This is a genomic window from Leptospira venezuelensis (assembly GCF_002150035.1).
Classification (GTDB): domain Bacteria; phylum Spirochaetota; class Leptospiria; order Leptospirales; family Leptospiraceae; genus Leptospira_B; species Leptospira_B venezuelensis.
In genome coordinates this window covers 523798-550136 of the sequence record NZ_NETS01000010.1, presented here as the reverse complement: position 1 = coordinate 550136, position 26339 = coordinate 523798, and the positions used below count along the sequence as shown (strand labels likewise).

The 26339-nt window shown below is 38.9% G+C and carries 23 protein-coding genes; 14 read left to right on the top strand and 9 right to left on the bottom strand.

Annotated elements, in window-relative coordinates; genetic code table 11:
• The first annotated feature begins 513 nt into the window (after nucleotides 1-513).
• Genes B1C82_RS09720 through B1C82_RS09695 form a run of 6 tightly spaced genes read left to right on the top strand, consistent with a single transcriptional unit; the run spans nucleotide 514 to nucleotide 10356 of the window.
• Nucleotides 514-1455, top strand: a complete 942-nt coding sequence (locus B1C82_RS09720) for a DUF1175 family protein (RefSeq protein WP_086447394.1) — start codon at nucleotides 514-516, stop codon at nucleotides 1453-1455.
• Nucleotides 1456-1465: 10 nt separating this feature from the next.
• Nucleotides 1466-6085 (top strand): alpha-2-macroglobulin family protein, encoded by a 4620-nt coding sequence (locus B1C82_RS09715; RefSeq protein ID WP_086447393.1) that lies wholly within the window; start codon nucleotides 1466-1468, stop codon nucleotides 6083-6085.
• Nucleotides 6063-6737 carry a YfaP family protein gene (locus B1C82_RS09710; protein ID WP_086447392.1) on the top strand — a complete coding sequence of 225 codons (675 nt, stop codon included), beginning with the start codon at nucleotides 6063-6065 and terminating at the stop codon, nucleotides 6735-6737. Before B1C82_RS09715 ends, B1C82_RS09710 begins: the two co-directional genes overlap by 23 nt.
• A gap of 55 nt (nucleotides 6738-6792) precedes the next feature.
• Nucleotides 6793-7455, top strand: coding sequence for a DUF2135 domain-containing protein (locus B1C82_RS09705; RefSeq protein ID WP_411550323.1), 663 nt, complete (start codon nucleotides 6793-6795; stop codon nucleotides 7453-7455).
• A 5-nt stretch (nucleotides 7456-7460) separates the two neighbouring features.
• Entirely contained in the window at nucleotides 7461-8555 is a 1095-nt protein-coding gene (locus B1C82_RS09700; protein ID WP_086447390.1) for a penicillin-binding transpeptidase domain-containing protein, read from the top strand.
• Between the two features lies 1 nt (nucleotide 8556).
• Nucleotides 8557-10356: a hypothetical protein gene (locus B1C82_RS09695; RefSeq protein WP_086447389.1), complete on the top strand. Its 1800-nt coding sequence runs from the start codon at nucleotides 8557-8559 to the stop codon at nucleotides 10354-10356.
• A 74-nt stretch (nucleotides 10357-10430) separates the two neighbouring features.
• Here B1C82_RS09695 and B1C82_RS09690 read toward each other — a convergent pair whose 3' ends face one another.
• Genes B1C82_RS09690 through murA form a run of 4 tightly spaced genes read right to left on the bottom strand, consistent with a single transcriptional unit; the run spans nucleotide 10431 to nucleotide 14273 of the window.
• Nucleotides 10431-11150, bottom strand: coding sequence for a hypothetical protein (locus B1C82_RS09690; RefSeq protein ID WP_086447388.1), 720 nt, complete (start codon nucleotides 11148-11150; stop codon nucleotides 10431-10433).
• Nucleotides 11147-12328: a SpoIID/LytB domain-containing protein gene (locus B1C82_RS09685; protein ID WP_086447387.1), complete on the bottom strand. Its 1182-nt coding sequence runs from the start codon at nucleotides 12326-12328 to the stop codon at nucleotides 11147-11149. Before B1C82_RS09685 ends, B1C82_RS09690 begins: the two co-directional genes overlap by 4 nt.
• Entirely contained in the window at nucleotides 12325-12978 is a 654-nt protein-coding gene (locus B1C82_RS09680) for a 4Fe-4S dicluster domain-containing protein (protein ID WP_086447386.1), read from the bottom strand. The genes B1C82_RS09685 and B1C82_RS09680 overlap by 4 nt, the downstream gene beginning before the upstream one ends.
• Nucleotides 12975-14273, bottom strand: a complete 1299-nt coding sequence (gene murA / locus B1C82_RS09675; RefSeq protein ID WP_086447385.1) for a UDP-N-acetylglucosamine 1-carboxyvinyltransferase — start codon at nucleotides 14271-14273, stop codon at nucleotides 12975-12977. The genes B1C82_RS09680 and murA overlap by 4 nt, the downstream gene beginning before the upstream one ends.
• 113 nt (nucleotides 14274-14386) lie before the next feature.
• Here murA and B1C82_RS09670 point away from each other — a divergent pair, with 113 nt between their 5' ends.
• Entirely contained in the window at nucleotides 14387-16168 is a 1782-nt protein-coding gene (locus B1C82_RS09670; RefSeq protein ID WP_086447384.1) for an apolipoprotein N-acyltransferase, read from the top strand.
• Here the strand turns inward: B1C82_RS09670 and B1C82_RS09665 are convergent.
• Together B1C82_RS09665 and B1C82_RS09660 are read right to left on the bottom strand one after the other, a co-directional pair.
• A complete protein-coding gene (locus tag B1C82_RS09665; protein ID WP_086447383.1) occupies nucleotides 16165-17316 on the bottom strand; it encodes a hypothetical protein in 1152 nt (383 codons plus the stop codon). The genes B1C82_RS09670 and B1C82_RS09665 overlap by 4 nt on opposite strands.
• 114 nt (nucleotides 17317-17430) lie before the next feature.
• Complete coding sequence (locus B1C82_RS09660; protein ID WP_086447382.1) at nucleotides 17431-17865, bottom strand: LIC_13246 family protein; 435 nt, start codon at nucleotides 17863-17865, stop codon at nucleotides 17431-17433.
• 282 nt (nucleotides 17866-18147) lie between these two features.
• Between B1C82_RS09660 and B1C82_RS09655 the strand changes: the two genes are divergently transcribed.
• From B1C82_RS09655 to B1C82_RS09630, 6 genes are all read left to right on the top strand, one after another.
• On the top strand, nucleotides 18148-18681 hold the full coding sequence (locus tag B1C82_RS09655) for an RNA polymerase sigma factor (RefSeq protein WP_086447381.1): 534 nt from the start codon (nucleotides 18148-18150) through the stop codon (nucleotides 18679-18681).
• Nucleotides 18682-18697: 16 nt separating this feature from the next.
• Nucleotides 18698-19030, top strand: coding sequence for a hypothetical protein (locus B1C82_RS09650; protein WP_086447380.1), 333 nt, complete (start codon nucleotides 18698-18700; stop codon nucleotides 19028-19030).
• A 10-nt stretch (nucleotides 19031-19040) separates the two neighbouring features.
• Complete coding sequence (locus tag B1C82_RS09645; protein WP_234008252.1) at nucleotides 19041-19394, top strand: VOC family protein; 354 nt, start codon at nucleotides 19041-19043, stop codon at nucleotides 19392-19394.
• Nucleotides 19395-19528: 134 nt separating this feature from the next.
• Complete coding sequence (locus tag B1C82_RS09640; protein ID WP_086448546.1) at nucleotides 19529-20104, top strand: hypothetical protein; 576 nt, start codon at nucleotides 19529-19531, stop codon at nucleotides 20102-20104.
• 68 nt (nucleotides 20105-20172) lie between these two features.
• Nucleotides 20173-21369, top strand: coding sequence for an NADP-dependent isocitrate dehydrogenase (locus B1C82_RS09635; RefSeq protein ID WP_086447378.1), 1197 nt, complete (start codon nucleotides 20173-20175; stop codon nucleotides 21367-21369).
• A 20-nt stretch (nucleotides 21370-21389) separates the two neighbouring features.
• Nucleotides 21390-22022 carry a hypothetical protein gene (locus B1C82_RS09630; RefSeq protein WP_086447377.1) on the top strand — a complete coding sequence of 211 codons (633 nt, stop codon included), beginning with the start codon at nucleotides 21390-21392 and terminating at the stop codon, nucleotides 22020-22022.
• A gap of 66 nt (nucleotides 22023-22088) precedes the next feature.
• Here B1C82_RS09630 and B1C82_RS09625 read toward each other — a convergent pair whose 3' ends face one another.
• Complete coding sequence (locus B1C82_RS09625; RefSeq protein ID WP_199775748.1) at nucleotides 22089-22937, bottom strand: response regulator; 849 nt, start codon at nucleotides 22935-22937, stop codon at nucleotides 22089-22091.
• Nucleotides 22938-23043: 106 nt separating this feature from the next.
• A complete protein-coding gene (gene mazG, locus B1C82_RS09620) occupies nucleotides 23044-24240 on the bottom strand; it encodes a nucleoside triphosphate pyrophosphohydrolase (RefSeq protein ID WP_086447376.1) in 1197 nt (398 codons plus the stop codon).
• A 170-nt stretch (nucleotides 24241-24410) separates the two neighbouring features.
• On the opposite strand from mazG, the gene B1C82_RS09615 reads away from it, so the two are divergent.
• Nucleotides 24411-24929, top strand: coding sequence for a DUF6580 family putative transport protein (locus B1C82_RS09615; protein WP_086447375.1), 519 nt, complete (start codon nucleotides 24411-24413; stop codon nucleotides 24927-24929).
• A gap of 55 nt (nucleotides 24930-24984) precedes the next feature.
• Here B1C82_RS09615 and B1C82_RS09610 read toward each other — a convergent pair whose 3' ends face one another.
• Nucleotides 24985-26238, bottom strand: coding sequence for an LA_2444/LA_4059 family outer membrane protein (locus B1C82_RS09610; RefSeq protein ID WP_086447374.1), 1254 nt, complete (start codon nucleotides 26236-26238; stop codon nucleotides 24985-24987).
• Nucleotides 26239-26339: the final 101 nt, after the last annotated feature.

Here is a 26339-nt window from a genome sequence, read left to right as displayed (position 1 = left end):
TTGGAGAATATGCTTGAACCCTAATATCCAATTTGTAATATAATAATTTAATTATACTGATGATTAAAAGACTGAGGTTAAATAAAAATTGATTTTTATGAAGTGTTCTCTAATGATTTTTATTCTATTTTCAGTAACCTTTTGTGAAGTTAAGGAAGATGATAAAAACTTAGAAAAATTGGTATTATATAATTCTTGGGGAAACTTATTCGAAATTCCGTTGTCTCAACATCCCGAATTTAACGGAACTTGGCAACAGAGTTCAACTCCAAATCCATGCGATCAAGATACGCTAACATATAAATTTAACTTAAGTGTATATGGCACTTATCGAATAGTTAGTCACGACTCCTCTTGTATCGTTTCGGATACATTAATTAATTTTCATTGGAAGATTGAAGGGGGATCATTTTGCCAAAAATATGCGTTCTTGTCAGGTCCATTTAATTGCTTTCCCTATTCCATAAACTCAACTACACTCATTGTCGATGGTGAGAGTTACGATTACATTCCTTGAAGTTTCGGATTTGTTATCTTCTAATATTCGTTCTGTTTGAATGTAATTCTTACTTCGAATCCATTTTGGATCCTACTGAATTAAGGATGCCTGCGGACGGTAAATCGGTTGCCGTTTTAAAAATTTCGAATCCAATTTTTGGCACAAATGATCATTTTCTTTGGGAAGAGTTTGATCCTAACGTACTCAAACTTCTCTCGAGCGAAAAAACAGAAAGAGAAGACATCTTACGCGTCCAAGCGGGGAAGATTCCGACAAATATTGCAATCCGAACTGAAAAAGGAAAAACGGTCCAGATTTCCCTTTTTAGCCGAGATGGGGATTTTGATCAGGATGGATTTCCTGATTCTGCAGAGCTTAGAACTGAATCTGATCGTCAGGCATTTCGGGACTGGTTTGTACGGATCTCTTTGTCACAATATTTAAAAGAGAATTCCTCCTGGAATCTAAAGGAAAGGGATTGCAGCGGATTGATTCGTTTTGCATATAAGGAGTCTCTAAAGGCCCATACTCAGGACTGGCAAACTCGGACCGGGATCTTACTGGATAAAAATTTGCCCGATGTCCGGGAATTTAATTACCCGGATATACCCTATATTGGTAAAAATTTATTTCGGGCCGGCGAGGACAAATTCGGAGAATTTGCAGACGCGGAAAGTTTAGAAAAGTTCCATACTTCCTTTGTTTCCAAAGAATTGGAGTATGGACTTGCAGGAGATATTCTCTTTTTTAGATCGGATCGTGGTGTTGGATCAAACTTCCATTCCATGATCCTGGTAGAGGGAGAAGGTAAAAATCCTCAGCTTTTATATCATACGGGTTCGGATCGAGGGATCAAATTGATCCGAGCAAAAGAATTGGAAAGAAGTGTGTTGTTTTCCCCGGAAAAGAATAACCGAAATTTTCTTGGGGTTTATAGATTTCGGATTTTAGAATAGGAATTTCAGAATGAGAACTCGTGTATCGGATCGTAAAAAGATAATATTCTCTTTTCTCGCAATTTTGATCTCTGCATTAGGATTATTTTATGTGAAACCGAATTTATTCGGTTCCGCTGCATTTTATCTGGGAACGGACAGAAGTTTTGGCTCGGGCGAAAACGCGTATGTGAATTTGGAAGGAAACGGAACCTTAAATTACGAATTTAGAGTATATAAGATCACGGACCCGCAAGCATTCTTGACCAAAAAAGTAAAGGAAAGATTGGTCCAAGAGAATAATGACAGCGCATTCGGAAACCCTATCGCACTTTTTACTAGAACTGTTGATAAATTCAGAAATGATTTCCGTAAAGTTGCGAGAAAAGAATTCAATTCCAAGACAAGATCCGAGCTGAAAAAAACATTAGGAATTGATTATGAAAAACCTGATGAGTATAAATCTCTCGCGGTCCCCGCTATTTTAAAAGACCAGGAATTGGTCGCAACATTCTCCATTCCTACGGTTACTTCTTTTTGGGCGTATCGAAGGATTCCTGTTCCGATCAGAGACAATGGTGTTTATCTTGTAGAAGGGGTTTCTGGATCTCAGTTAGCTTATACAATTCTGATCAAATCGGGCTTAAACTTTTTAGTAAAACAATCTGATGCAGAGACATTTGTGTATGTCGGCCGCAAAGATAGTGGAGAGCCAGTTTCGGATGTGGATCTGACTCTTTTCAATTTGGAGAATGGCCAAGCATTCCAAACAGGAAAGACTGGCTCCGATGGAACTTACTTTTATAAAGGAAGAAGTCCTGTAAAAGGTCTGGTTCTTGCTCATAAGAATGGAGAATATTCTGTTTCCGATCCAGAGTTTTATTCCAGTTCCTTTTATGGAGAAGGTGGGCCGAGGGCCTATATGTATACAGATCGTCCTGTGTATAGGCCAGGAGATACTGTGTACTTTAAGGGAATTGTTAGAAACTTCTCCCAGGATGATTATAGAACTATTTCCGGTGCTGGTGTAATCGCTGTTGCAAGTGAACAGGGAGAAACTTCTATTCCGAGTGTTCCGATCAATATCTCAGGAGATAATGGAACTTTTTCTGGAGAGTTTGTAGTTCCTGAATCGGAGAACGCAACACTTGGAAATTACTCTCTCATATTAAATTTCCGTGATAAAACTTTTCAAACTGAATTCGCTGTGGAGGCTTATAAGAAACCAACCTTCTTAGTTTCAGTGTCCGTTCCTAAATCCAATTATTTGCAAAAAGAAGAAGTTAACGCTCTTGTAAAGGCCAGATATTATTACGGCCAACCTGTTGCAGGACAAGAGGTTGCTTATAGAGTATTCCGAAGACCAAAATTCGATTATTCACCTGTTGGGACGATCAACTTCGATGCTTCTTCCGATTACTTGGAACAATCTGGTCAAAGTGACAAACAAGAATTAGTTTTAGACGGAAAAGGAAAGTTAGATTCTAAAGGGCAATATTCTATTAACTTTAAACCGGATAAATCAGATGCAGATTCTGTTTACACGATCATTGCTTCTGTTCAATCCGAGGACATGACCTTGGATGGATCCGCTTCCTTCTCTGTGAATCGAAGTGCATTCTTTGTTAGGATCTCAAAAGATAATTCAGTTTATGAACCAGGTAAAGAAGCAAAGTTAACGGTAAATTTGATCGCTTATGATAAAACTTTGAGTGAAGTGGAACGCCAGAAAATGGTGGGAAATCGAAATGTGGATCTTATTCTTTATAATAGAGATATTCAATTTGTAAGAGAGGCAAATCGTTCTAAAATTTCTTCTTTGTCTGTGATGACTTCTGCTTCGGGTGTTGGTACTGCTTCTTTTACAATTCCTAAGAGAGGACAATTTGTTTTGGTTGCCGAGACCAAAGATCCAAGTGGAAATCTTACAAAATCTGAAACGTTCTTCTGGGCTTCGTCCGTTTCCGATTCAATCGAAATTCCTTTCAAAGATATTACTCTTAAGCCAGGTAAGGATATTTATTCAGTAGGAGATACTGCAGAAATTCTGGTCTTGAGCCCTATTTCTAACGGACATATGATCCTTACCTTAGAAGGGAATCGTATCTTCAAAAAAGAAGTGGTGAAAATGAAAGGGAATGCTTTGAAATATGCGGTCCCGATTACTGCGGAGATGAGTCCAAACTTCACGTTATCTGCGGTTCAGTTTTCAGGAAATGATGTCTATAAAAGCCAGGTAAGAGTGGTCGCTCCTCCGGAGCAGAAGTTCCTAAAAGTGGCTTTGGAACCTGGAAGAAAGGTATATCGCCCGGGAGACAAAGCAGAGATCAAATTGAAAACTACCGGATTGGGTGGCGCTGGCGTTTCTGCAGAAGTTTCTCTCGCAATTGTAGATGAAGCTATTTATCAGATCAAAGAGGAGAAGACCCCAAATATAGGAACATTCTTCTATCATCCAAGAAGAAATAACGTGCAAACTACTTTGGCTTCCGCTTATAAGTTTTTCGGTTATTCTGAAAATAAAAGATTAAAACTGGCCTTAGGTAAAAAGGGAGACTCGGTTTATTCAGCAATGAAAAACGAGGAACAGGCTCGAGATCGATTTAAAGATACAAGTTATTGGAATGCAAAAGTTAAGACGGGAGCTGATGGAACTGCAACAATTAGTTTCAATCTTCCGGACAATTTAACTTCTTGGAGAGTGACTGCGATTGCAATTACTCCTGATACAAAAGTAGGAAGAGGACAAGTCAGTTTTGTTACTAAAAAAGATCTGATGATCTTAGGCGGAATGCCAAGATTTATTATCAAAGGGGAGACGCAAAAAGTTTCCGCTACGATCTCGAATCAGTCTCCTAATAAACTGCCCGTTAAGGTTACATTAAAGGCAGAAGGTGCAAAAATTGTAGGGAGCTCAGAGACAACTATCAATTTAGAGCCTGGACAAAACCAATCTCTACATTTCGATGTGCAAACTCTTGCAGATCCAAAAATTAAATCAGCAAAGATAAGCATTCTTGCTGTGGGTGCTGGCTACCAAGATTTACTAAAATCAGAAATTCCACTTAAGACTTGGGGATTACCTAAAACTATTTCGGATAGTTTAGGAATGGAAGAAGGAGAACATTCAGGAGTTCTAAACTTAGAGGCACCTAAAGAGTTAGGAGATCCTCGTTTAGAGGTTCGACTCAGCCCCGCTTCCTTACCTGCTTTAAGACAGTCTTTGGATTATCTTGCAGATTATCCTTATGGCTGTGTGGAACAGACTATGAGTAGGTTCTATCCACTTTTATCTGCTCAGAAAGCAGGATTCATCAATGAGAAGCTTAGAAAAGAACTTCCGAAGATGATTGATGTAGGGCTCAAAAGAGTGTCGGAACTCCAACGTACTGATGGAGGATTCGGCTGGTTCGACGGCGGTGTAGAAAGTGATGTTCTGATGTCTGCTTATGTTTATAGGGGATTGGCAGTTAGTCAGAAAAATGGAGCCAAGGTTAGCGCTCCTGTATTGTACAGAGCAAGAGCCTACTTATATGATGTTTTAGGTAAAGGAGATCTTTCTCCGAATGCAAAAGCATATATTATTTTCTCCTTAAGTGAAGGTGGAAATTTAGAAGATTCCATTGTAGATGGTTTGGTGAAATCTTCTTCCAAACTGAACCAATACGGACAGGCACTTCTTGCATTGACTTTATCCAATAAAGGTAAGAAGGCGGAGGCTTCTACCTGGTTTAAGAAAGGGGTAGAGTCTAGCGGATTTGGCAAAAAACCATTCTTCAAACTCACTTCCTACGGTAAAAATCCTCGTTGGGAAGAAGATAGGATCGAAACAATTTCCGCACTATTAAGCGCAGGAGTTCGATTGGGAGAAGACAAGGTCATTCTTGCTAATCTTGCTTCTTCTCTTTTATCTAATCGTATCGAACTTGCTTGGAATAATTCGAGGGATACATCTGCAGCTGTTTTGGCGTTATCAGAATTTTTGGCTTCTGTTCGCGAATCTGAAACTCCAGCAAATGTAGAGATCGTGTTGAACGGAACTAGTTTAAAAACAGTAACTCTTCCTCCAAAATCGGAGCAAGGAGAATTATATAAGATCCCGATTCCTTCAGAATTGATACGTTCAGGCCCAAATAAGGTGGAAGTTTTGAAGAAGGACGGACCTGTTCTTTATGCCACTGCTTCCTTGTATTACACGGATCGAAGTAAAAAAATCCAGTCTTACTCCAATGGTATTAAAGTAAAACGAACTTACTATAAATTGAAAGTAGATTCGAATGATATCACTCCTGTAGAATCCAAAACTTTCCAACCGGGAGATTTGGTAATGGTCGAAGTTTCGGTCCAGAAAGAAGGAGATGTAGATTCTTATTATCAGGTAGAGGATTCGTTGTTACCTGGATTCTCCTTTTTACAAAGAGATGCGGAGTATTATGCAGGTGATCTGAAGATGGAATATCTAAGTCGTCAGGTCTATGATGATAGAGCTGTTTTCTTTGTTGGAGGTCCTACAAAAGAATTTAAGATCAGATACTTCATCAGAGCAGAAGTAGGAGGGAAGTATAAGGTCATCCCCGCTCGAGCTTCCTTAATGTATTATTCAGAAGTAACAGGAGCGAGTTCAGACGATGAAATTAACGTTGGTCAATAATCTACTCCTGGTCGCTTTCTTTCTTTTTGGATCTACGATGTCTGCGCAGACAGTTACAATAGATTCTCCTCATGGGGGATTCACTACAGAAAGAATCCAGACTGTTTCCGGCTCTGTGAGTGGAAATCTGGAAAAGGCAACGATTGTAATTAATGGAATTCCTCAGATGATCCGTTTGCAGGGAGGAAAATTTTCCCTAAGCACAGTGGTTGCTCCTGGAACAAATCTGATCGAAGTGAAAGCAGGTAACGCAAGCGATAAAGTTTCCTTCTTCGCCGCCGTTCCTCCTCGGGATATCAAAGTAGTTCTAACCTGGGACACAGCGACCGATGTGGATCTTTGGGTTTTAGATCCTACTGGAGAAAAATGTTTTTATGCAAATCGATCCACTAAGTCTGGAGGGAATCTGGACGTAGACGTAGTAGATGGATATGGCCCGGAAACATTTACAATGTCCAAGGCATTACCAGGAAATTATTCCATACAGGTTCAGTATTACGGAGCTTATGATAAGCCAATCACAAGAGTGAATGTGTATGTAGTTTTGAACGAAGGAAAACCAAACGAAAAAAGAAAACAATTTCAGTTTGTAATGACCCGTTCCCAACAAGTTTATCATATCGCAAACTTTGAAATAGATCCGGAATCTTAAGATGTTTTTTTCCGATCCAAAAAGTCGTTTTAGAAAGTATGGCAGAAGCCTTGGAATGCAAATCCTGTCTTCGGTCGTCATAATATATTCACTTTCTATAATGTATTTAGGTGCGGAAACTGTTTCGATCGATTCTCCTCACGGTGGTTTTACTACAGAAAGAATACAGAAAATCTCCGGAACTGTAACTGGCATCAACCCTGAGAAAGTTACAGTAGTTATAAACGGGATCCCTCAGATGGTGCCTTTGTACGGCGGAAAGTTTTCCTTTAGCACCGTGGCTTCTCCTGGAGATAATCTAGTAGAGGTTCGAGCAGGTAAAGCATATGATAAGGTAAGTTTTTTTGCAAAGGTTCCTGCTCGCGATATCAAAGTGGTTCTGACTTGGGATACTGCGAGTTATACCGATCTTTGGGTGATTGATCCTTCAGGAGAGAAGTGTTACTGGGCACATACTTCCACTAAATCCGGGGGAAATCTTGTTTATGATGATGCTACTTTTGCACCTCAGACATATACTATGTCAAAGGCATTGCCTGGAAATTATGCAGTCCAAGCACAATATTACGCTCCTTTTAATTCTCAGGTTACCAGAGCCAAGGTATATGTAGTTCTATACGAAGGAACCCCCAGAGAAAAAAGAAAACAATACCAATTCACAATGACCAGGGCCCAGCAAGTATATCATTTGGGAAATTTTGAGATAGAACCGGACTGATCAGAATGAATTTCAAAGTATATTATAAAAGCAGAATTTTATTTGTGATCGCCCTTTTTTCGGCATCTGGAATCAACGCAGCTCCTAAATTTTCTTATTCTTATCTGGATGAGACCGTAAAAGAGTTCGAGTCTAAAAATTCACTATCTTCAGTAGTACTGATGGAAATGGATTCCGGAAAAGTGGAATACATTTATAGACCAGAGATTGCGATTTCTAAAAAATTACCTCCGGGATCTTTGGTAAAAACTTTCTCTGCTTTAATATTATTAAAATACAAAGACAGATTTGGATTTTCTCCTGATAGGAAAGTTTTATGCAAAGGAAGATTTTATCCGAAGGAAAATTTAACTCCGATAAAATCAGATTTAAACATATTTCATTTACCTAAAGATAAAAACGGAAAAGAATACTTGAGATGTTCTCTGGCAAATGGTCATGGAGAAATGGATCTCAGATCCGCTTTAGTTCATTCTTGTAATGTATATTTTTTAACGAGTGCATCTTCTAATCCTGATCTATTTTATTCTAAACTGCATGAGGATTGGAGTCTAGGAAAATCCACTCGATCTCGATTGGATTCTTATATAGAGCCTTCTGATACAAATTTCATCTCTATCAGCCTTCTCCGAAAAGTAGCCGCATCTATTGGAGAAGGTGGGCTTCTTCTCAGCCCTTTAAAAATTTCTCAGTTGTATTCTTCCATTTGGAACGAAGGCCCAAGGCTTTCCCCCTATTGGGCACCAACCCAAGAACCTGTCCGTTCGGAAGAGAATCCTTTTATGGGAAAGGATACAAGATGGATTGCTTCCGTTCTTTCAGAGGTTCCAAAAGCAGGAACCTTGAAAAATATGTATTCTTCTGAGAAAGGAAATTTAGAGATCCTGGGTGGAAAAACCGGTACTGGAACTAAATTTATGCATAAATATGAAACTCATGGATGGGCAGTATTATCTTTTCGTAAAGATCGAAAATCGTATGTGCTGACCGTTTTCGTGGACAACGGTTCCGGAGGGAATCAGGCTAAATCTTTGGCTAGGCTCCTTCTGGATAAAATTGATTATAAAAGTAAAGATTCTGCAATTAAATTAGGTAAATAAAATGAGAACTTGCATCCAAATTTTCAAAACAAAATTAATTCCTAAGATCAAAGCCCTTTTTTCAAAAGATTCTTTGGAACAGCTTAAAGTTGGATTTACAGAAAACATATTAAAAGATCCTAAAGTAGGAGTTCCTACTGGTGTGGGGATTGTGTTTTTGGCGATAGGATTTTATCTTTCTTTCAAAGGATATTCCATAGATTCATCTATCAAAGACCCTGCTCTCCTCATCCCAAAGAAAGCAAGCGTGGTTGTGGAAGTTTACCGTCCGGTAGAGTTCGTAGAGGATATAGAAAAAACCAATTTGGGAAAAGAACTTTCAGAAGATGGCACTTTTCAAAAAATTCTTACCCTACCTGAACTTAGAAAGATCAGTTCTGTTTTATATTTATTAGAAGCCAAAGCAGGGGTTATGACTAAACCATCCAGACTAGCTGCTTTGTTTGATGGACCTGTTGCTGCCGCTACTTTTCCTAAATCCAATTTTTTACTCGTCGGTAAGGCAAGTGCAAGTTCCAAACTTGGAGTGAGTTTGATTACTGCATTCAAGGGAGAAAAAATAGTAATTAAGGAAACTCCTAAACAAGAAAAACCTCAAACTCCTCCTCAAACTGAGGAAGGATATTATACACCTACAGGTTCCGAGAATACACATTCAGCAGATGATTTTGCCGATCAATTTGAAGCGGGCTCGGAAAAATTCGGAAATTTAGAAGCCTTTAAATATGAATTCGGTTCTGGAAAAATTTTAGCAATTGTTCTGGGAGATTTTATCATTCTCACAGATTCTGAAGATCTATTAGAAAAATCTTTAGATTTGGCTTCTTCTGCCAATAATGATTCTCTAGGAAACCAAATTGGTTTTGATGTTCTAAGAAAAGAAGCTTCTAAAAAAGAGAATAAAGTTCTACTATATGCAGGAACTGATTCTTTGATTGCTCCGTTTCTTAAACCATCCTTCGGAAATTCGGGTGCCGCTTTACTTTTAGGTTGGGAAGCGGGAAGGAATCTGGATGGAAAAGTTTTTAAGATAGGCGGAGATAAAAACCAAGTAGTTAGTTCTGGCCCCGTTCTCTCCAAAGTCATACCTCGCGAAACAAACTTAGTATTTTATTCTGAAGAATTAAAACCATCTGAGGTTTGGAAATCTCTAGAATCCATAAGCGGAGAATGGGAAGAATTTGGAGAAGGTTTAAATTCATTCGGTAAAAATGCAGGCATCCATGAACAATACTTTGGTTCTGAAAAAGGGATCGCTCTCAGTTTTAATGGATTGGAATACAAATCTGGAATGGTTTATCCAAGATTTGGAATTTCTCTGCCAGCCTCTGTTCCGGACGATAAACTTTTAAAAGCCATATTCAAAGTGGGAAATCCGATTAAGGTTTCTTATCAAAATACAAACTTAGAATCTTATCCTTTGAGAAAAGGCGGCTTTTATACTCCTGCTTCTTTGAAAGTTGGAAATTGGAAATATTTAGCTTCTGATAGAAAAAGTGCAGAAGAAACTGTTTCGTCTGGAAATGGGAACAGACCGAATCAAGCGGATCTATTCTCTTCTGGTCCAGCAAAAGAATTGGCCTACTATCCACATCATTTAGTAATTCGTGTTCCTGGAATTATGGATGATCTAAAAAGTTTCTATTTATATGGAGCGGAAGGTTCTCCTGAATATACTTCCAAAACAATTGATAGAGATGTGCAACCTATCTTGGATAAACTAAAAGTTTTTGAAAGATTGGTGATCTCTTTCGGTTCAGGAAAAGAGGGAGAAGATTGGGGTAAATTGAAGGTTTTCTGAATCGTTTGTATAGCTCCAACATACTGGTTCATCTTATTTTGTTGGAATTCCTACACGACATTTGCTTTGCAAAGTCAATACCTCGACTTTATAAATTGTGAATATATATTTTGGATTTCAGGATTTGGAAGTTCTAAAAAGGCTCTAAATCTCGCTTCTCCTTTTGTTTTTAAAAGCCAGGAGCCCCATAGAAAAAGTTTCTGGTATAAAACTTTCTTTTTAGATCCATTTTTTGTATGGATCTCCTTTATACATTCTTCGTCGAATTTTTCCCATCTCCATGGAAACTTAAGATCAGCAGATGAAGGTTTTGGATTTGTAGGATATAAGGATTCACAATAAGATTCCTGCATCCAAAAGGAAGATTCAGATTTAGATTCTGGAGCTAAAAAATGGCAGATCTCATGTTTGATCACTATATCTAAAATTCCTTTTTTAGCTAGGCTTTCTGGATTTTGAAAAAAGAATTTATTACTTATTGGAGAATAGAACGCCGCTATGGTTCCAGGTTGCCCAGAGTATTTTCTGAATACCTCGGAGTTTTCTGAGACAAAGATTTGAGCTTCTTGTGGAATTCTTTTTTCCAATCTTTCCGATTCGGACCTGATCTCTATTACAAATTTTTCTGCGAAAGTTTCGAGTAATTTTCCAGGGTTTTTGTGTTTGTTCCAGTCACCTAAAAAATAAAATTCAAATCCTTCTACTTTTCTTCTTGCAGCTTGGGAGTTTAAGGTCTCAAAAAAGAATATTATAAAAAATAAATATATTGTAAGTGCGGCAGAAAATGGTTTCAAGGGATTTGCCTCAGTTCTACACCTGGAAAATAAAAACGAAGTATCTCTTCGGATTTTGATCCTCTAAAAGCCATTTCTCTGGCACCGTATTGACAAAGACCAATCCCATGTCCAAATCCTTTTCCTTTAAAGTAAAATCCTCGGGCACTTGTTTCGATCTTGAAATCGTTACTCTTGGTTTTATTCCAACCCAATGTTTTACCGATTTTAGATAAGAATTCAGAGGCTTGGATATTCTTTTTTCCAGAGTAATCTTTATATTCTAAGGAACTTACTCTGGATTCAGAATATTTTGGCCTTAACTCGGTGATCTGCCTTGCTTCCAAGGCGGATTCCAATTCTTCTATGGAGATAAAAGTTTCCCAAGAGAAATAGGGAGAATTTTTGCATTGAATATCTCCGCCTTGTGAATCGGATCCTGATCTATAATATTGTGGGTTTTTAAAATTTTTCCAAAGAACAGAAGGAGAAGATAAATTTCCGCCGCATGTAGAATGAAAAAAAGTCTCTAAAACTTTTCCATTTTTATCTAGCAGAAGAATTTTTTTAGAATTAGAGAAGATTATATTCTCCTTTTTTAATTTTCCTGAAAATTGAAGGCAATGAGTCAGATCACAAAGATCGTGACCTTCTTTCGAATGTCTTCCTAGGTTTGCTAATGCATAAGAACGGATCATTGCTGATGAGGCAGAGATGTACTCTTGTTTCCAGTTTGGATTTGGATCCTTTTCATTCTTAGGATAAAATAGATCCCCGAATTCTGAGATCATTCCTATTAACACATATTCTTCTAATGGAATAGTGAGTATGAGTTTTAGTTTTCCTTTGGAAGATGTGATTTCCAGATCTCCCGAATATTTTTTAGCATTTTGGTCTTTTGGAACTTCGAGTTCGTATTCTCCGCTTGAAAATAGGATATGTTCAGATTTTGAATTTTTTGCTCCGTCAATAATCCTAATTTGATCTTCTTCTGCTCTGACCAAAATCGTTTTATATTTTTCCAAACTATTTCTACCTGAATATTGGATCCTCGAATTTTTTGCGGTAATCCGAACTGAGTCTGGGTGATATTTAGATAAAATTCCGATCTTGATCTTATTTGGAATTGGATCTGCGATTAAAGAATTATGGAATAAAAGTAAAAACACCAAACCTGAAAGTTTGGAAAGGTAACTCATTGTACTTGGATTGCCTTAGGAAATGTAGGACAAGAAGAAACACATAATCCGCAACCTACACAATCATTCGAAAAGCTGGGTTTGTTTCCTTTGAACTGAACCACATTTGGAATTGGGCAAGTGATAGAACAGGTCTCGCAGGTTTTTTCCCCAGTTCTGGAGTTGATACAATGTTGGAAGAAACCTTTCGCCTTTCCGAATTTAGGAGACTGATTTTCTTTATAAGGTAAAAGAGCACCTGTCTCACAAGCAGAGATACATGGATAATCTTTGCATAACATACATGCATTCAGATTCACATCCATGTGAGGAAAATGTTTACCGGTCTTATCGTCGGGAACCGGAAACAGAACTGAATAAGGGCAAGCGTAGATACAATCACTGCACGCAGTACATTTAGAAAAGAATCGTTTTCCTTTTGCATCTGCTCCCGGAGGAAATTGTAAATTTCTAAAACCTTTAAATTTACTTTTTACAGTTTTAGGTTTTGGGACCTTGATCTGAGTTTTTTTAGGCGGGATCTTTTCCGGTTCTGCTTTTTTATCTTCCTCTACAGCAGTTTTCCAGGTTTCCGAAATTTCATTAACGCCTTCTTCCATTACGGAAAAAGCTTTTGCTAAGCCTTTCCGGAAGAAGTCTTTTCGGTTCATTCTTCACCTATCCTCTCAATATGAGCGCCTAGAGATCTAAGTCTAGTATCTATGTCTTGAAATCCTCTGTCTATCTGCACGATATTATGGATAGAGCTTGTACCTTCTGCGCAAAGTGCTGCGATGATCATTGCCATTCCTGCTCTGATATCTGGACTCGCTACTTTTTGTCCATATAGACGATTTGGTCCGATCACGATCGCTCTATGCGGATCACAGAGAATAATTTGAGCACCCATCGAGATTATATTATCAACGAAGAATAATCTAGACTCGAACATTTTTTCGTGAATAAGTACGGTTCCTTTGCATTGTGTAGCAGTGACTAACGCAACGGAAGTCATATCTGCTGGAAAGCCAGGCCATGGAGAATCATCTATTTTAGGAGTGGCTCCATGGTAATCAGGAATGATTTCCATTTTTTGGTCAGAAGGAACTAAAATGCCCCCGTCTTGAGGACGAACTTCTATCCCCAAGCGAGAATATACCATGCGAATCATCCGGATATCTTCCAGGTCCACATCTCCGATAAAAATTTCTCCGCCTGTGACTGCAGCTAAGCTAATAAAACTTCCGATCTCTAAATAATCGGATCCGATCCTATGAGGTTTTTCAGGCGTTTTTAAAGAGCTTACACCTTCAATAGTAAGAATGTTGGATCCTATCCCTGAAATTTTTGCACCAGCAGAAACCAAAAATTTACAAAGTCTTTGTACATGTGGTTCGCTAGCTGCATGACGTAAGATGGTTACACCTTCAGAAAGTACAGCAGCCATTACTGCGTTTTCGGTGGCAGTAACAGAAGCCTCATCCATGAGAAGGTCTATGCCTCTCAGTCTATCCCCTTTGATCTCGTAGCCGTCTGGAAATACTGCTATCTGAACGCCAAGTGCTTGTAGCGCAAGAAGATGAGTATCCATTCTTCTACGCCCGATCTTATCTCCGCCAGGTCTTGGTAAAAATACTCTTCCTGTTTTGGCCAGAATGGGACCTGCTAGTGTGACAGCTCCTCTGATCTTGGAACATAGTTCTGCAGGAAGATCCGATTTTAGGTTTCCATTATTACGAAATAAAAACGTACCTTCTCCCTTATCTTCTACTTCCATTCCTAAATGGCGTAAAACGTCCATGAGCATGAGTACGTCAGAGATCTGGGGAATATTTTCGATAATAACTTCACCTGGAACTAAACAGACAGCGCCTAAAATAGGTAAGGCCTCGTTTTTATTCCCTTGGGGCATTACAGTTCCGTGAAGAGGATTTTTACCGATAATTTTGAAATATGGAGAGCTCATGATTCGACCAGTGTTATTGGTATACTCATGCCTCCATCTCCTACGGCAAGCACTTCACCAGAACCTAAATAGATTGACTCAAAAGGTTTTTTTTCCGATCAACGTTGATACCCATGGATTCTTTTTTACATCGTTTTAGAGAGTTTCAAAAAACACTGTTTTTCGACTTCTTCTGTTTTCTCTGGATGGGGGCATTTGCATTCTTAGCCTTTGCTCCTTTTTATCTCAGCCATTTAGTTTGGATCGCACCTTTCGGTCTGTTTTGGATCACTCATAAATATTCCGGAAGATATTGGAGACTAGTAGGATACGGTTTCCTATTTGGGGTATTCTTCTACGCGATAGCATTTCATTGGATCCATCATATGGCGATGGTCTTTGGGAATTTTCCTTGGCCTCTCGCATTTATCATTCTTCTCGCAGCAGGTGTTTTGTTCGGGGCCAAATTCCCTATCTTCTTAGTCTCTTATTCTTTTCTTTCTAGAAGGGCAGGTAAACATAGTGTTTGGGTAGCTGGGGTCTGCGGAATGGCCGCCGACATGATTGGTTACCAATTATTCCCTTGGTACTGGGGAAACCTTGCGGCGGGAAATATCATACTCGCTCAAACAGTGGAGATCACTGGAGTTTACGGACTTTCCTTCTTAGTATTCGTAATCTCTTACACACTCTTTGAAACAAATCTCTTACATCTTCCTGAGATCTTAAAATCCAAAGATAAAAGATCTCATTTTATAAAATTCTGGACCTTACCTTTTTCGCTACTTCTTCTTTTTGTGGTCGTTGGTTCCACTTTGTATTTGAAATGGAAGAATGTAACTCCAACTAAAACTCTCGAAGTTTTAGTGGTCCAACCGGATGCTCCTATGAGTATTCGAGACGAGCGGGGCAGATCTCCTAGAGAAGTAATCGAAGATCTGATGGGTAGAATGGACAAGATGGTTGAGAATGCTGTCCAAAGAGCTGGTAAAAATCCGGACTTGATCGTTCTACCGGAAGCAGGGATCCCATATTTTTCGGCGAACCGTGAATTGCTTAAGATAAAGATGGGAGATCGTATCTATTGGCCTAGGTTTGATTCCTTAATGGTTTCTTTTGCGAACAGATACAAGGCTACAGTATTCTTTAATGAAATAGATGCTGCCTATAAGACTAAAAGTTCCGGAAGAGAATATCTCAGATACTTTAATAATAATGTAGTGTATGACCCGAATGGAGTAAGAAGGCAAGCTTATCAAAAACAATATTTAGTAATGTTTGGAGAGACAATGCCTTTTGAGTTTATGTATGATCTTAGTCCTCAGACTGGAAGGTTCGATCCGGGTGAATCTTTTGATCTTCTGCATTATTATTCTGATATTCCTAAAGAAAATCCTCAGACTGTTTTACCTGTTACTTGGGAAAAAACAGAAGGGATAGATGCTGAATTTGTAAGAAATTATTATTCTCCAACTCATACAGAATTGAAAGACGAAGGTTTATTCCTTCCTTTGATCTGTTACGAAGTAATCGTTCCTGAGTTTGTAAGAAAGTTCAAAGACTCTGGAAATCCTCAGTTTATTGCAAATCTTACCAACGACAAATGGTATGGAACCACTACTGAAAGTGACCAACATTTTGAGTTAGGAAGATTGAGAGCGATAGAATGGAGAAGATGGTTAGTTCGTTCTACTAACTCCGGGATCTCAGGTTATGTGGATCATTTGGGAAATTTTATAGAAGGTAAATCCACTTCTTTAATGAAAGCGGAAACTAGTTGGCAACAAATCCAAGTGATCGATTCCCCTCCTGGTTTTTATATTCTCTATGGGAATCTGATTCCTTGGATAATGATCGTTCTAACTGCGATATATTACGGAAATCTGTTGCTTCGTAGTAAAAAATCTACTGTCTAAGGATTGATCAGATAATAGGAAAAAATCCCCCGGAAGTTCTTATCTTTCGGGAGATTTCCTTCGGGAATTTGGGCGCAATCCAATTTAGAATCGGTGATATAATAGAGCTGATAAGGTTTTGTAAAAAATAATCGAACAAAGAATCTAAGTACTGCAGATATATTCGAAAGAACATAAATCTGTCCAACATTCTGCCTTCGAGAAATTGTTAAACTACAGGAACCATCTTCATCTAAATAAAACTTTTCTTTGATCGGTAAATGATAGCCTGAAAAAGGTTCCGTCTCCGATTCTAAAACTTCAGACTTCAATACTTTTGCAGAGAATAACATTTTTCCGGCAGGATCCAAAGCACTTACTGTTCTAACCTCTTCTCCTGGAAAGTTTTCGTTCCCTATAAAACCACCTGCAAATAATCTTTCTCCTGCACTATTGATGGAGCGGTATAATTCCCAACGTCTACTGTATTTGTATACTTCGTAATTGGTGAGAAGATGTTCCATTCCACCTCTTCCATTTAACTCCATTCTGTTTCCGTTCAAGACTAAATGTCCTTTTGCAGGAACAGAAGAGAATGCCATGTCTGCTTGCACAAAACTATCTTTTTCAGGCAGATGTATCTTTCCTCCTGAAAGAGAAACTGCTTTGGACCAACTAGTTTTATAACTGATAACAAGTTCGGCAGAGTCTGTAATCATTTTGATTTCGGGGCCGCCCTCTCCTTTATAAACGGAACTATCATAAATTTCTAATTCTAGATTTCCGCTCTCTGTTTTTAGTTCGTCTTTTGAATATTCTCTGGTGGAAAATTGTGTGCCGTTTTGTTTATCATAAACCACGAGACTTACCCCGCAATTTCTGGTGCCTGGTCCTAGATTACTTATTATAAAAGTGGCAAAAATCCAAGTTTGGTCATCCGTATAAGAATAATTCCAAGCTTGGAAATAACCTTCTTGAGCGTATGGATGAAATCCCATTTCATGCTTACTTGTTTTTCTAGCTTGGATCTTTGTTTCTTCGGCGGATAGTTTCCATTCCCCTAAGGCATAAAATACAAGAAAGAATACCAAAATGGATTTGGAAAGAATGGTTTTAAATCGTTTAAAAGAACAATCGTTCGCCGAAGAATTTTCGGATGAGAAAAACATGGGGATCAATTCCTAACCCTGGTTTTATTCTCAGGCAAGCAATTCTTGTCCGGATGAAATAAATTTTCTGGATTTTGTTTTCACTCAAAACGATAGATCCCCTTATTTTTGAAATTAACTACAATCCGAATCTATTTTATCCTCCTCTGATTTGGAAGCTGGGACACAGGAGAATTCGAAAATATCACTTAGGCATCGGATTTCATAAGAAGGATGATCTTTTACTCCCTTCGCTCTCATTTCGTCTCTTTCCATTCTGATCCCATCCACATGGATCCAAGAATCCGATTCTGATTTTCCTTCTGTTTCAATTCGTGCATAGATCAGAAATTCATAATCTCCAAACTTCTTCATAAAAATTTCAGAATATCTAAAATCTGTTCTTACTAGTTTTCTTCGGAAATAACGAAGCTCATTGGATTGAGAACCTTGTAGAGAATCGTAGAATCTATTTACAGAATGTATAATTCCTAAAAAACCCAATTGGTCTGTTTTCAATTTCATCCAACCGAAATGTTCCTCTACATCTTTGCTTCTTCTGGCCTTCATAAAATCCTCCGAGGAAACGGGTTTTCGCCGAAGGAAATGAGTGAAAAAAATTTAAGGTTTTAGAAAAAAATGGGACCTAAGTAATAAACTTAGCTTTCTCACATGGGACCTTTGAATCGAACTTCAGGAGTTTTCATGCAGAGCATTCTAATTTCGAATGGGTTCTGGTCCGGAATTCTTCCTTTTTGGATCATTTTTTTTCCGTTTCAAACCAATTCTTATTAAAAAAATCCAAGGAAAATCCCATAGCAACAACTACCTCTTTAAGGAAAGAGAAACACATTGGGATCCCTGGACACGATATACAGACGGGAAAGAGATAGAATCCTAGCATGGGTTCGTTCTAGGGTTGCGGATCCGGAAGAAGCAGAAGATCTTCTTCAGGAATCTTTTTTAACCGCTGTAACTGAACTGGATTCCGCTGGGTCTATTGAATATCTTTTAGCTTATGTGTATGCGGTTCTTCGAAATAAAGTCGGGGACTGGTACAGATTTAAAAAAGCAGGAAAGTATTCTAACACTCGTTTAGAGCAGGAGTTTTTCTTAGAGGATGCAATACCTGATAAAGCAGCAGGACCTGAAAAGGAATTTTACAGAAGTCTTGTGCTACAAGAATTAGCAATCGCTATCGAAGAACTTCCTGAAGAACAAAAATCTGCGTTTGTAGAAAACGTGTTCGAAGGAAAATCCTTCAGAGAAATTTCGGAAGTTACCGGAATTCCAGAAGGAACTCTCTCGGCACGAAAATCTTACGCTAAAGATTTTTTAGCAAAACGTTTAAAGGACCTGAAGGTTTTCTTTCTGGAAGAGTTTTGAGTTATGGAGGAAAACCATGCACGGTTCAGATGAGTTTAGACATAGATTAGGGAAATTTTTTCTGATCATATTCTTTATGCCGTTGTTCTTCTTTGGTTTGGCTTATGCGGTTTGGCAACTTTGGAACTGGTTGCTTCCTGATATTTTCGGGATCAAGCAGATCACTTACTGGCAAGCTTTAGGTTTGTTCGTTCTTTCACATATATTGTTTAAAGGCGGACATTGGTTTGGCCACGGCCACCACCACGGTCATCGAGAAAGAGCACATTGGAAACGTAGAATGAAAGAGAAGATGAGACACAAACTTCAACAGAAGTTAGATCAAATCGATCGCGAATTAAGGGAGTAAAATTATGTTTATGGAAGTAAATCATATCGGTATCACCTCCCGTGATCCGGAAGTAAGTGCAAATTTTTATCGTGATATTTTCGGTCTCCCCCAAAAGGAGGAGACCGAGAAAGCCGCGAAAGTTTTAGGCATTGGGAAATCGAATCTAGCGATCTATGGAGAGAAGAATGATACTTCTTCTCCTGTATTTGGATCCGGATGTGATTTTGCAATCAGAGTAGATCCTAAAAGTTTTCGAGAGATAGAGCAAAGATTATTCTCTCAAAGATTAGAATACGGTGTTCGTAAATCTTCGAAGACACTTTTTCTAAATTTCCATGATCCGGATGGCTATCTGGTAGAATTGATGTGCGAAGAGGAATAGGTCCCGATCTTATTATTCTAACCTATTCCTTGGGTACCAAACCTTTCCCCATAAGTGGTATATAAGAACGGAATTTGAATCTCAAGATAGAGATTGCCAAAAAAGGCCGAGTAAAAAATGTACTCTTTACCCACATGGAAACGGAATTACTGGGCCTGTTCTGGACAGAAAAGATCAAGCTCAGCCAGTACACTATCCAAACCGTAAAGGATCTAAGCGATTCACAGCTGGATCATACTGACGCGTTGGGCGAAACAATTCGAAGATATCTGAATTCCATAGTCGCTTCCGACTTTTTATTCCGTCTTTCCCTTCCAGTTTCCTTAGGGATCAGTTCTATCCTTCCTATTCCGAGACAAACAGAGTCCGAGGTCGAAAAAGACTTGGTAAAGGTTAGAGATCTATTCGGTTCTCCTGCTCTTCCTAGCAATTTAAAGGATGTAATTGTTAGCTCTGCAGAGGGGTTGTATTTCGAAGGATGTAATCCTTCTCTTCTTCCTACCTTACAACGCTGGCAAAAGATACTTTTACGTTTAGAAAAGTCGATCGTTGGCCTGGCAAATAAGGATTCTTTAAAATATCGTTATTTTTCAGTCCTAGGGATTGTTTCCCTTCCGGTAGCTATTAATTACTTCTCCACCCAAAACCTATACTATCTCCGAAGCGGAATCTTGAAAATAAAGGAGAATCCTTCTTTCCCGAAGTCCTAAGTCCTTAGAAGATGGAAAAACCTAAGGTTTAAACCTGCAATCCATCTGACATTCTAAGGAGAATTCCAATGGCTAAAATTAAGGTGAAAACTCCTCTCGTCGAGCTCGACGGGGACGAGATGACACGTATAATTTGGAAAGAAATTAAGGATCGTTTCATTCATCCTTATCTTGATATTGAATTAGATTATTATGATCTAGGCGTAGAATACCGCGACAAAACTGACGATAAAGTCACAGTCGATTCTGCGAATGCCATCTTAAAATACGGAGTGGGCGTTAAGTGCGCTACCATTACTCCGAACCAAGATCGAGTTGTAGAATACAAACTCAAAAAAGAATGGAAGTCTCCGAATGGGACTATTCGTTCCATTCTGGACGGAACTGTTTTCCGTAAACCGATCATCGTAAACAATATCCCTTCCGGAGTTAGATCCTGGGAGAAGCCGATCGTCGTTGGTCGTCACGCTTTCGGTGACCTTTACAAAGACACTGAGCTTTATATTCCGGAAGCTGGAAAAGTAGAGATCGTTTTCACAACCAAAGACGGAAAAGAAAAAGAAAGAGTTACCATTAACGATTTCGACGGACCTGGTGTTGTGATGGGACAGTTCAACTTGGACAAGTCCATCTATAGCTTCGCAGAAGCTTGTTTCAACTATGCGATCTCTGAAAAGATCAACGTATGGTTTGCAACTAAAGATACCATCTCTAAAAAATACCATGCTCGTTTCCGTGCGATCTTCGACGAAGTTTCCACTAAAAGAGCTGCAGAACTAAAAGCTGCTGGTATCGAATACTGGTATTACCTAATTGATGATGCAGTTGCTCAAATCGTTAAGAATCCAGGCGGAATGCTTTGGGCTCTAATGAACTATGATGGAGACGTGATGTCCGATATGGTAGCTTCCGGATTCGGATCATTAGGACTAATGACTTCTGTTCTTGTTTCTCCAGACGGAAAATTCGAATACGAAGCGGCACACGGAACTGTGACTCGTCACTACCGTCAGTATCAAAAAGGAGAAACCACTTCTACCAACTCTGTAGCTTCTATCTTTGCATGGACAGGAGCTCTTGCTAAGCGGGGAGAATTGGATGGAACACCTGATGTTGTTTCTTTTGCTCAAAAATTGGAGAAGGCGGTAATCGACACTATCCAAGCGGGCGAGATGACCAAGGACTTGGTTCTACTTACTACAACTAAAGGCCCGAAACAATTGGATACCTTCCAGTTTATGGAGGCGATCCAAAAACGCCTTTAGTCTATTAGGAACCTCACCCTGTGAAATCTAAAGACACAAACAGAAGAAGGAGCCATTTACGGCTCCTTCTTTTTTTATTTTTAATCACACCGATTTTCGGCCAAAAACTTAGCCTGCCTAAGGATCCAACTCTTCCAAACGAACCTAGTTTGGATGCAAGAGGGGATTCACCTAATTCTTCCAGTTCTTCAAGTAGTCAAAACTCTGGGCCGAACGTGAAGGCATTCTTTTGCGATGGTAGAACTATCACCGGCACATGGAAAGCTGCACCTAAAGAGTTTTCATTTAAACACACAAGAGAGAACGTACAATATTCTAAAACTTTAAAGTTGGAAGAAGTTTCCAGGATTCTTCTTAAGGCCTGGAAATTAGTCCAAGGAAAACCGAATTCTCAGGGTGTTCCTTTTAAAGCAGAACCTTGGGAGATTCATTATAAAACCAAAAATGGAGAGACCTTCGAAAGAATCGGTGAGCTCAAAAAAGATTTTGGAGAACTAAAAATCCAAAATGAATTAGGAGAAGCGAATCTATTTTTCTATTGGATCGATCTGCAATTCGAGAACAAAACCTGGTTCTCTAAATTACCTAAGATAGAAGGTGATATCAGGAGAGAATGTCATCCGGACGTGATCGTCGGGATCGAGTTTCTATAGTTCGCTTCGCGAACTTCAGGAGCGAAGCGACTATAGCCTGCGAAGCAGGCTTCAGGAGCTAAGCGACTATTTTAGAAAATTACAGATCACTTGCATATCGTAAGGTTTAGAAAATAATTCCACACCGCTTGGGATCTTATCTCTTGTAAAAGAAGATTCTTCCGCAGCTGAAGTGATCCCTAACCGAATTTTGGAAAAAGCAGGATTTTTTTGGACGAGGCTACAGAGTTCGTTCCCATTCATCCCAGGCATGTACATATCAGTAAAAATTGCTTCGAAATCATGAGGATTCTCATCTAAAATTTGGAGTGCATGTTTTCCAGAAATTGCTGTTTGGACTTCAGCCCCTTTTGATTCTAATAATCTTCTGAATAATAACAGGTTCAGTTCGGAATCATCTATGATAAGTACCTTCTTCTTTGCTAAACTAGGATTTTTTTGAGAAGGTTCCTTTTTCTCTTCTTTCAGATCTTTTATGATCTCGTCTATCGTGGATTGAAAAGAACTCAGCTCCTGGGTTTTTTCTATAAAACCGTCCGCGCCCGCGTTATGAGCGATCATTCTGTTTTCCTCGGTAAAATCGGAGGTTACAAATATGATCCTTGCTCCGGAAGATGCAAATTTTTCCTTCTTGGATTTACTTCTGATCTCTCTGCAAAGATCGAAGCCTGTCCCACCTTCTAAATGGACACCTAAAGTGATTAAATCGAATTTGTTCTCTCTGGCAAGTTGTGTTGCTTCTTCTACATGAGATACTTTTTTTACCTCGAATAGGGATGAGGAAAATTCGGAGGAGATGATCTCAAGTATAACCTTGCTTGTATCTACGATCAGTATTTTAAGTTTTTCTGAAGGCAAACCGGCACCTTCTTTCTGGATGCCGCCTTGGTAGGGTATTTCCTTATTTGCATTCATGGTATTAGAGACGGAAAGAACTTTTGATCTAGATTGGAAAATCCGTGTCTTTATTAAGGAAATTTATTATATACTTTTGAGATATATCGATGCATCCCATAACGGATCATTCTTCCTTTCCGGATAGGGCATTTTTATAATCATGGATCGATCCCAAAATTGCCTCGAAAATATTTTCCTGAGTTTTGTAGGAATTTCCAGACAAATCTTCCCAGGTTCCATTCTTCTTTTCTGATAAATTTAGATAGAAAATTGGCTGAGCCTTTCTTCCCCAAGGGTCTGCACTTGGCAATAGAGTCATAGATCCGAATGCGGAGAATATCAATGAGTATTCAGCTGATTTGTAGGAAAAACTATAAGTTTTGGGCCAATCCGTTTCCGGGCCTTGTTTCCAAACCAGAAATGAAGAAAGTCCACGAATGAGGTCTGAAACGTTAGATTGTTTTTGTTCCAAAAGATTTTGATTTCGGTCTGTTGGTTTCTTTGCTTGGTTCCAAAGTTTTTCTAACTCTTCCAAAGGGGTTTCGGAAAATTTACGATCTGATTTTCCGAGCTGAGCTTCTATATATTCTATTCTATGTTTAAACTTTATATTAGTTCTAGTGAGAGAAGATTCTGCAGAGACTCCTAGTTTTCTCGCCAGATTCACAATGGTAAAAAGTAGATCTCCCAATTCTTCCTCTATCCTAATTTGATTGGAAGAAGGATCGGCAATGCCTCTGATCTCGTCTAAGAACTCCTGTAATTCTTCGTTTAGTTTTTCTTCTACACCTTTGATGTCTTCCCAATCGAATCCTGCTTTTGCGGCTTTCTTCTGGAATTTTTCTGCCTTTAATAGCGAAGGAAATGTTTCCGGGACTTCGGAAAGAATTGATTTAGGTTTGAAAGTTTTTTGTCTAAGTTGTTTTTCTTTCTCTTTAAATAGATCCCAGTTTGCAACTACCTCATCTGCGGAAGAGATATCTTTTGTTTCAGGATCGAATACATGAGGGTGTCGTAGTACAAGTTTTTCCGCAACATCTTTGGCCACATCTTCCAAACCGAACGCACCTCTTTCGGATGCTATCTGAGAGTGAAGAACCACTTGGAATAATAGATCTCCCAGTTCTTCCTTAGTATGTTCGTCGTTTTCTTTGAGTATTGCTTCTACCACTTCTTGGGATTCTTCTATTAGATAAGGAACTAGGGTAGAATGTGTTTGCTCTCTATCCCAAGGACAACCTTCCGGACTTCTAAGCTTAGAAGTTATGTCTTGGAGAAATGCCATCGAGTTCGGATAGTCTTTCGGGTCGGGAGCTTTCATTAAGTACTAGGCTCGATTTTTGATTCCGAATTCCCAGCCTTTTTCCCGGAAATGAAGATTGACTGGTGGATTTATCCTCTCATCCTATCCGAAAATCCCTGTTTAAACCTAAGTGCTTTTCAATTAAGAGTACTTATGCTAAAATTGGGTAAAAGGATACCAGAAAGAACATGTCACTATCTAAAAATTTGGTAGCTTTCGCATTACTTGTATTTGCGGTTCTAAGTCGTTTTCTTCCTCATTTACCGAACTTCACTCCGGTTTTGGCGATTTCCATTTTCGCTGGGGTTTATTTCTCTAACCGTTGGTTAGCGATTGCTCTTCCTTTGGGAATTATGCTGATCAGTGATTTAGTGATCGGTCTTCATGATATGATTCCGGTGATTTACGGATTATTTGTAGTGTATGCAATCGTAGGAATGAAAATCAAAGACCATTTAGGTCTTGGATCTTTGGCGATCGCTGGTCTTGCAGGTTCTGTTTCATTCTTCGTGATCACCAACTTCTTCGTTTGGTTGACTTCTGGGATGTACACTTTGAACGGACAAGGATTAGTAGAATGTTATATTGCTGCGATCCCTTTCTTCAAATATAGCCTACTTGGAGACTTTACTTATGTTTCTGTTCTGTTCGGTTCCTATTATCTATTGGAAAAGAACGGATTTGTCGCTTCTACTCAAGCAGCTTAATTTTCGCTAATAAGGCGCCGCATTCTTAAGCGGCGCTTTTCCTTCTTCTTATATCCTAAATAGTCAAAGTTAAACTTAGATAAATTCCGTAAAATTTATCATGCACTTCTTTTCTTAAGGCTGAGCCGGTAGAGAACTGATCTAATGGTTTGGAAACCTGATTTAGAAATAGAACATCAGCTGGCGATCCAGGGAAAACATTCGCATTATAATTATAGCCGGAAACCTTAGAGATCAATTCCGTATATTGAAATCCTAAAGTATATTTTAACCAACGGCTTCTGAGTAAAGAAAGACCAAAATCGATTTCGTATCCAGTTCTACTAAGCAGATTCTCTTTCAGTCCACCTGGTGGAGAAGTATCTAAAATATAAGGTCCAGCAATTCCGTTCAGGACTCCCTGAGTATTTCTATTATAATGTCCTAAGGTCCTGAAATAATCCGCTTTAAAATGTCCTAATAAAAATGCATTGAAGTTCTTAAAGATCCTTACTCCGATCTGAGGACCTAATCCTCCCGCTTTTTCTTCCAATTTTCCGAAACCGTAATTTCCAGGTATCACTCCATATTCACTGGATGTGATATCTAGGTTTCTTGCTCCTACTGCTACGCCAATCCTTCCGGTTGCTGTATGCATGTACCAAGCAAAGTTCAATGAATAATCCGATCTTCTGTATTGAACGGAATGATATTGGACTGGAGCAAGCGCAGATAACACCGAAGCTGTGTCTACAGTGGTATAGGAAGGTCTGATCTTTAGATCTAAATAATTAAATTCTATCCCGAAAGTTTTAGCGGTATTTAAATAAGAAAGTTTGATTGGAAATGCAGTCTTTGTATTTCCTTGGGGACTCGAATAACCTGTGATGCTATCATTTAATAAGTTGGGATTTACTCCAGCACCTGCAGCAGAGGTTTGAGCATTTTGATAAGCACCAGATGCCGATAGGATTGTATTGTAGTTATTCACTCCGATATTCTTGTTTCTCGCTAATACTTCGGATTCCCAAGTCGATTGTAATGCAGCGAATTGAATATCTAGGGTAGGTCTGGTATAAGGTTTAGATAATTCTTGGTCATGAAGTTCATTTCGGACATCAGCTGCTTGTTTTCTTTTTTCTGCAGCGAGTAAAGCAAGCCTTCTTCTTTCTGCTTGGACCTGGGATTTGCCGGCTTGGTAATCCAGCTCGTCCGCTTCTTTTTCCAAGGCTTCCGGATCTGGTAGTTTCCCCTGAGAATATACAGGGCCCGAGACACATAAAAAAATGCCTAAGAATAAGGATGCGGTAAGTTTCAGGAAAGTCTGCAAGGTTTACCTCTAAGTATTTCGCGTAGCTTTGTAAACGGAAAGATTAAGTATCTTGGACGAAAAGACTCCAATTCTTTTTTACTAGAAGAATGAAAAAAGGA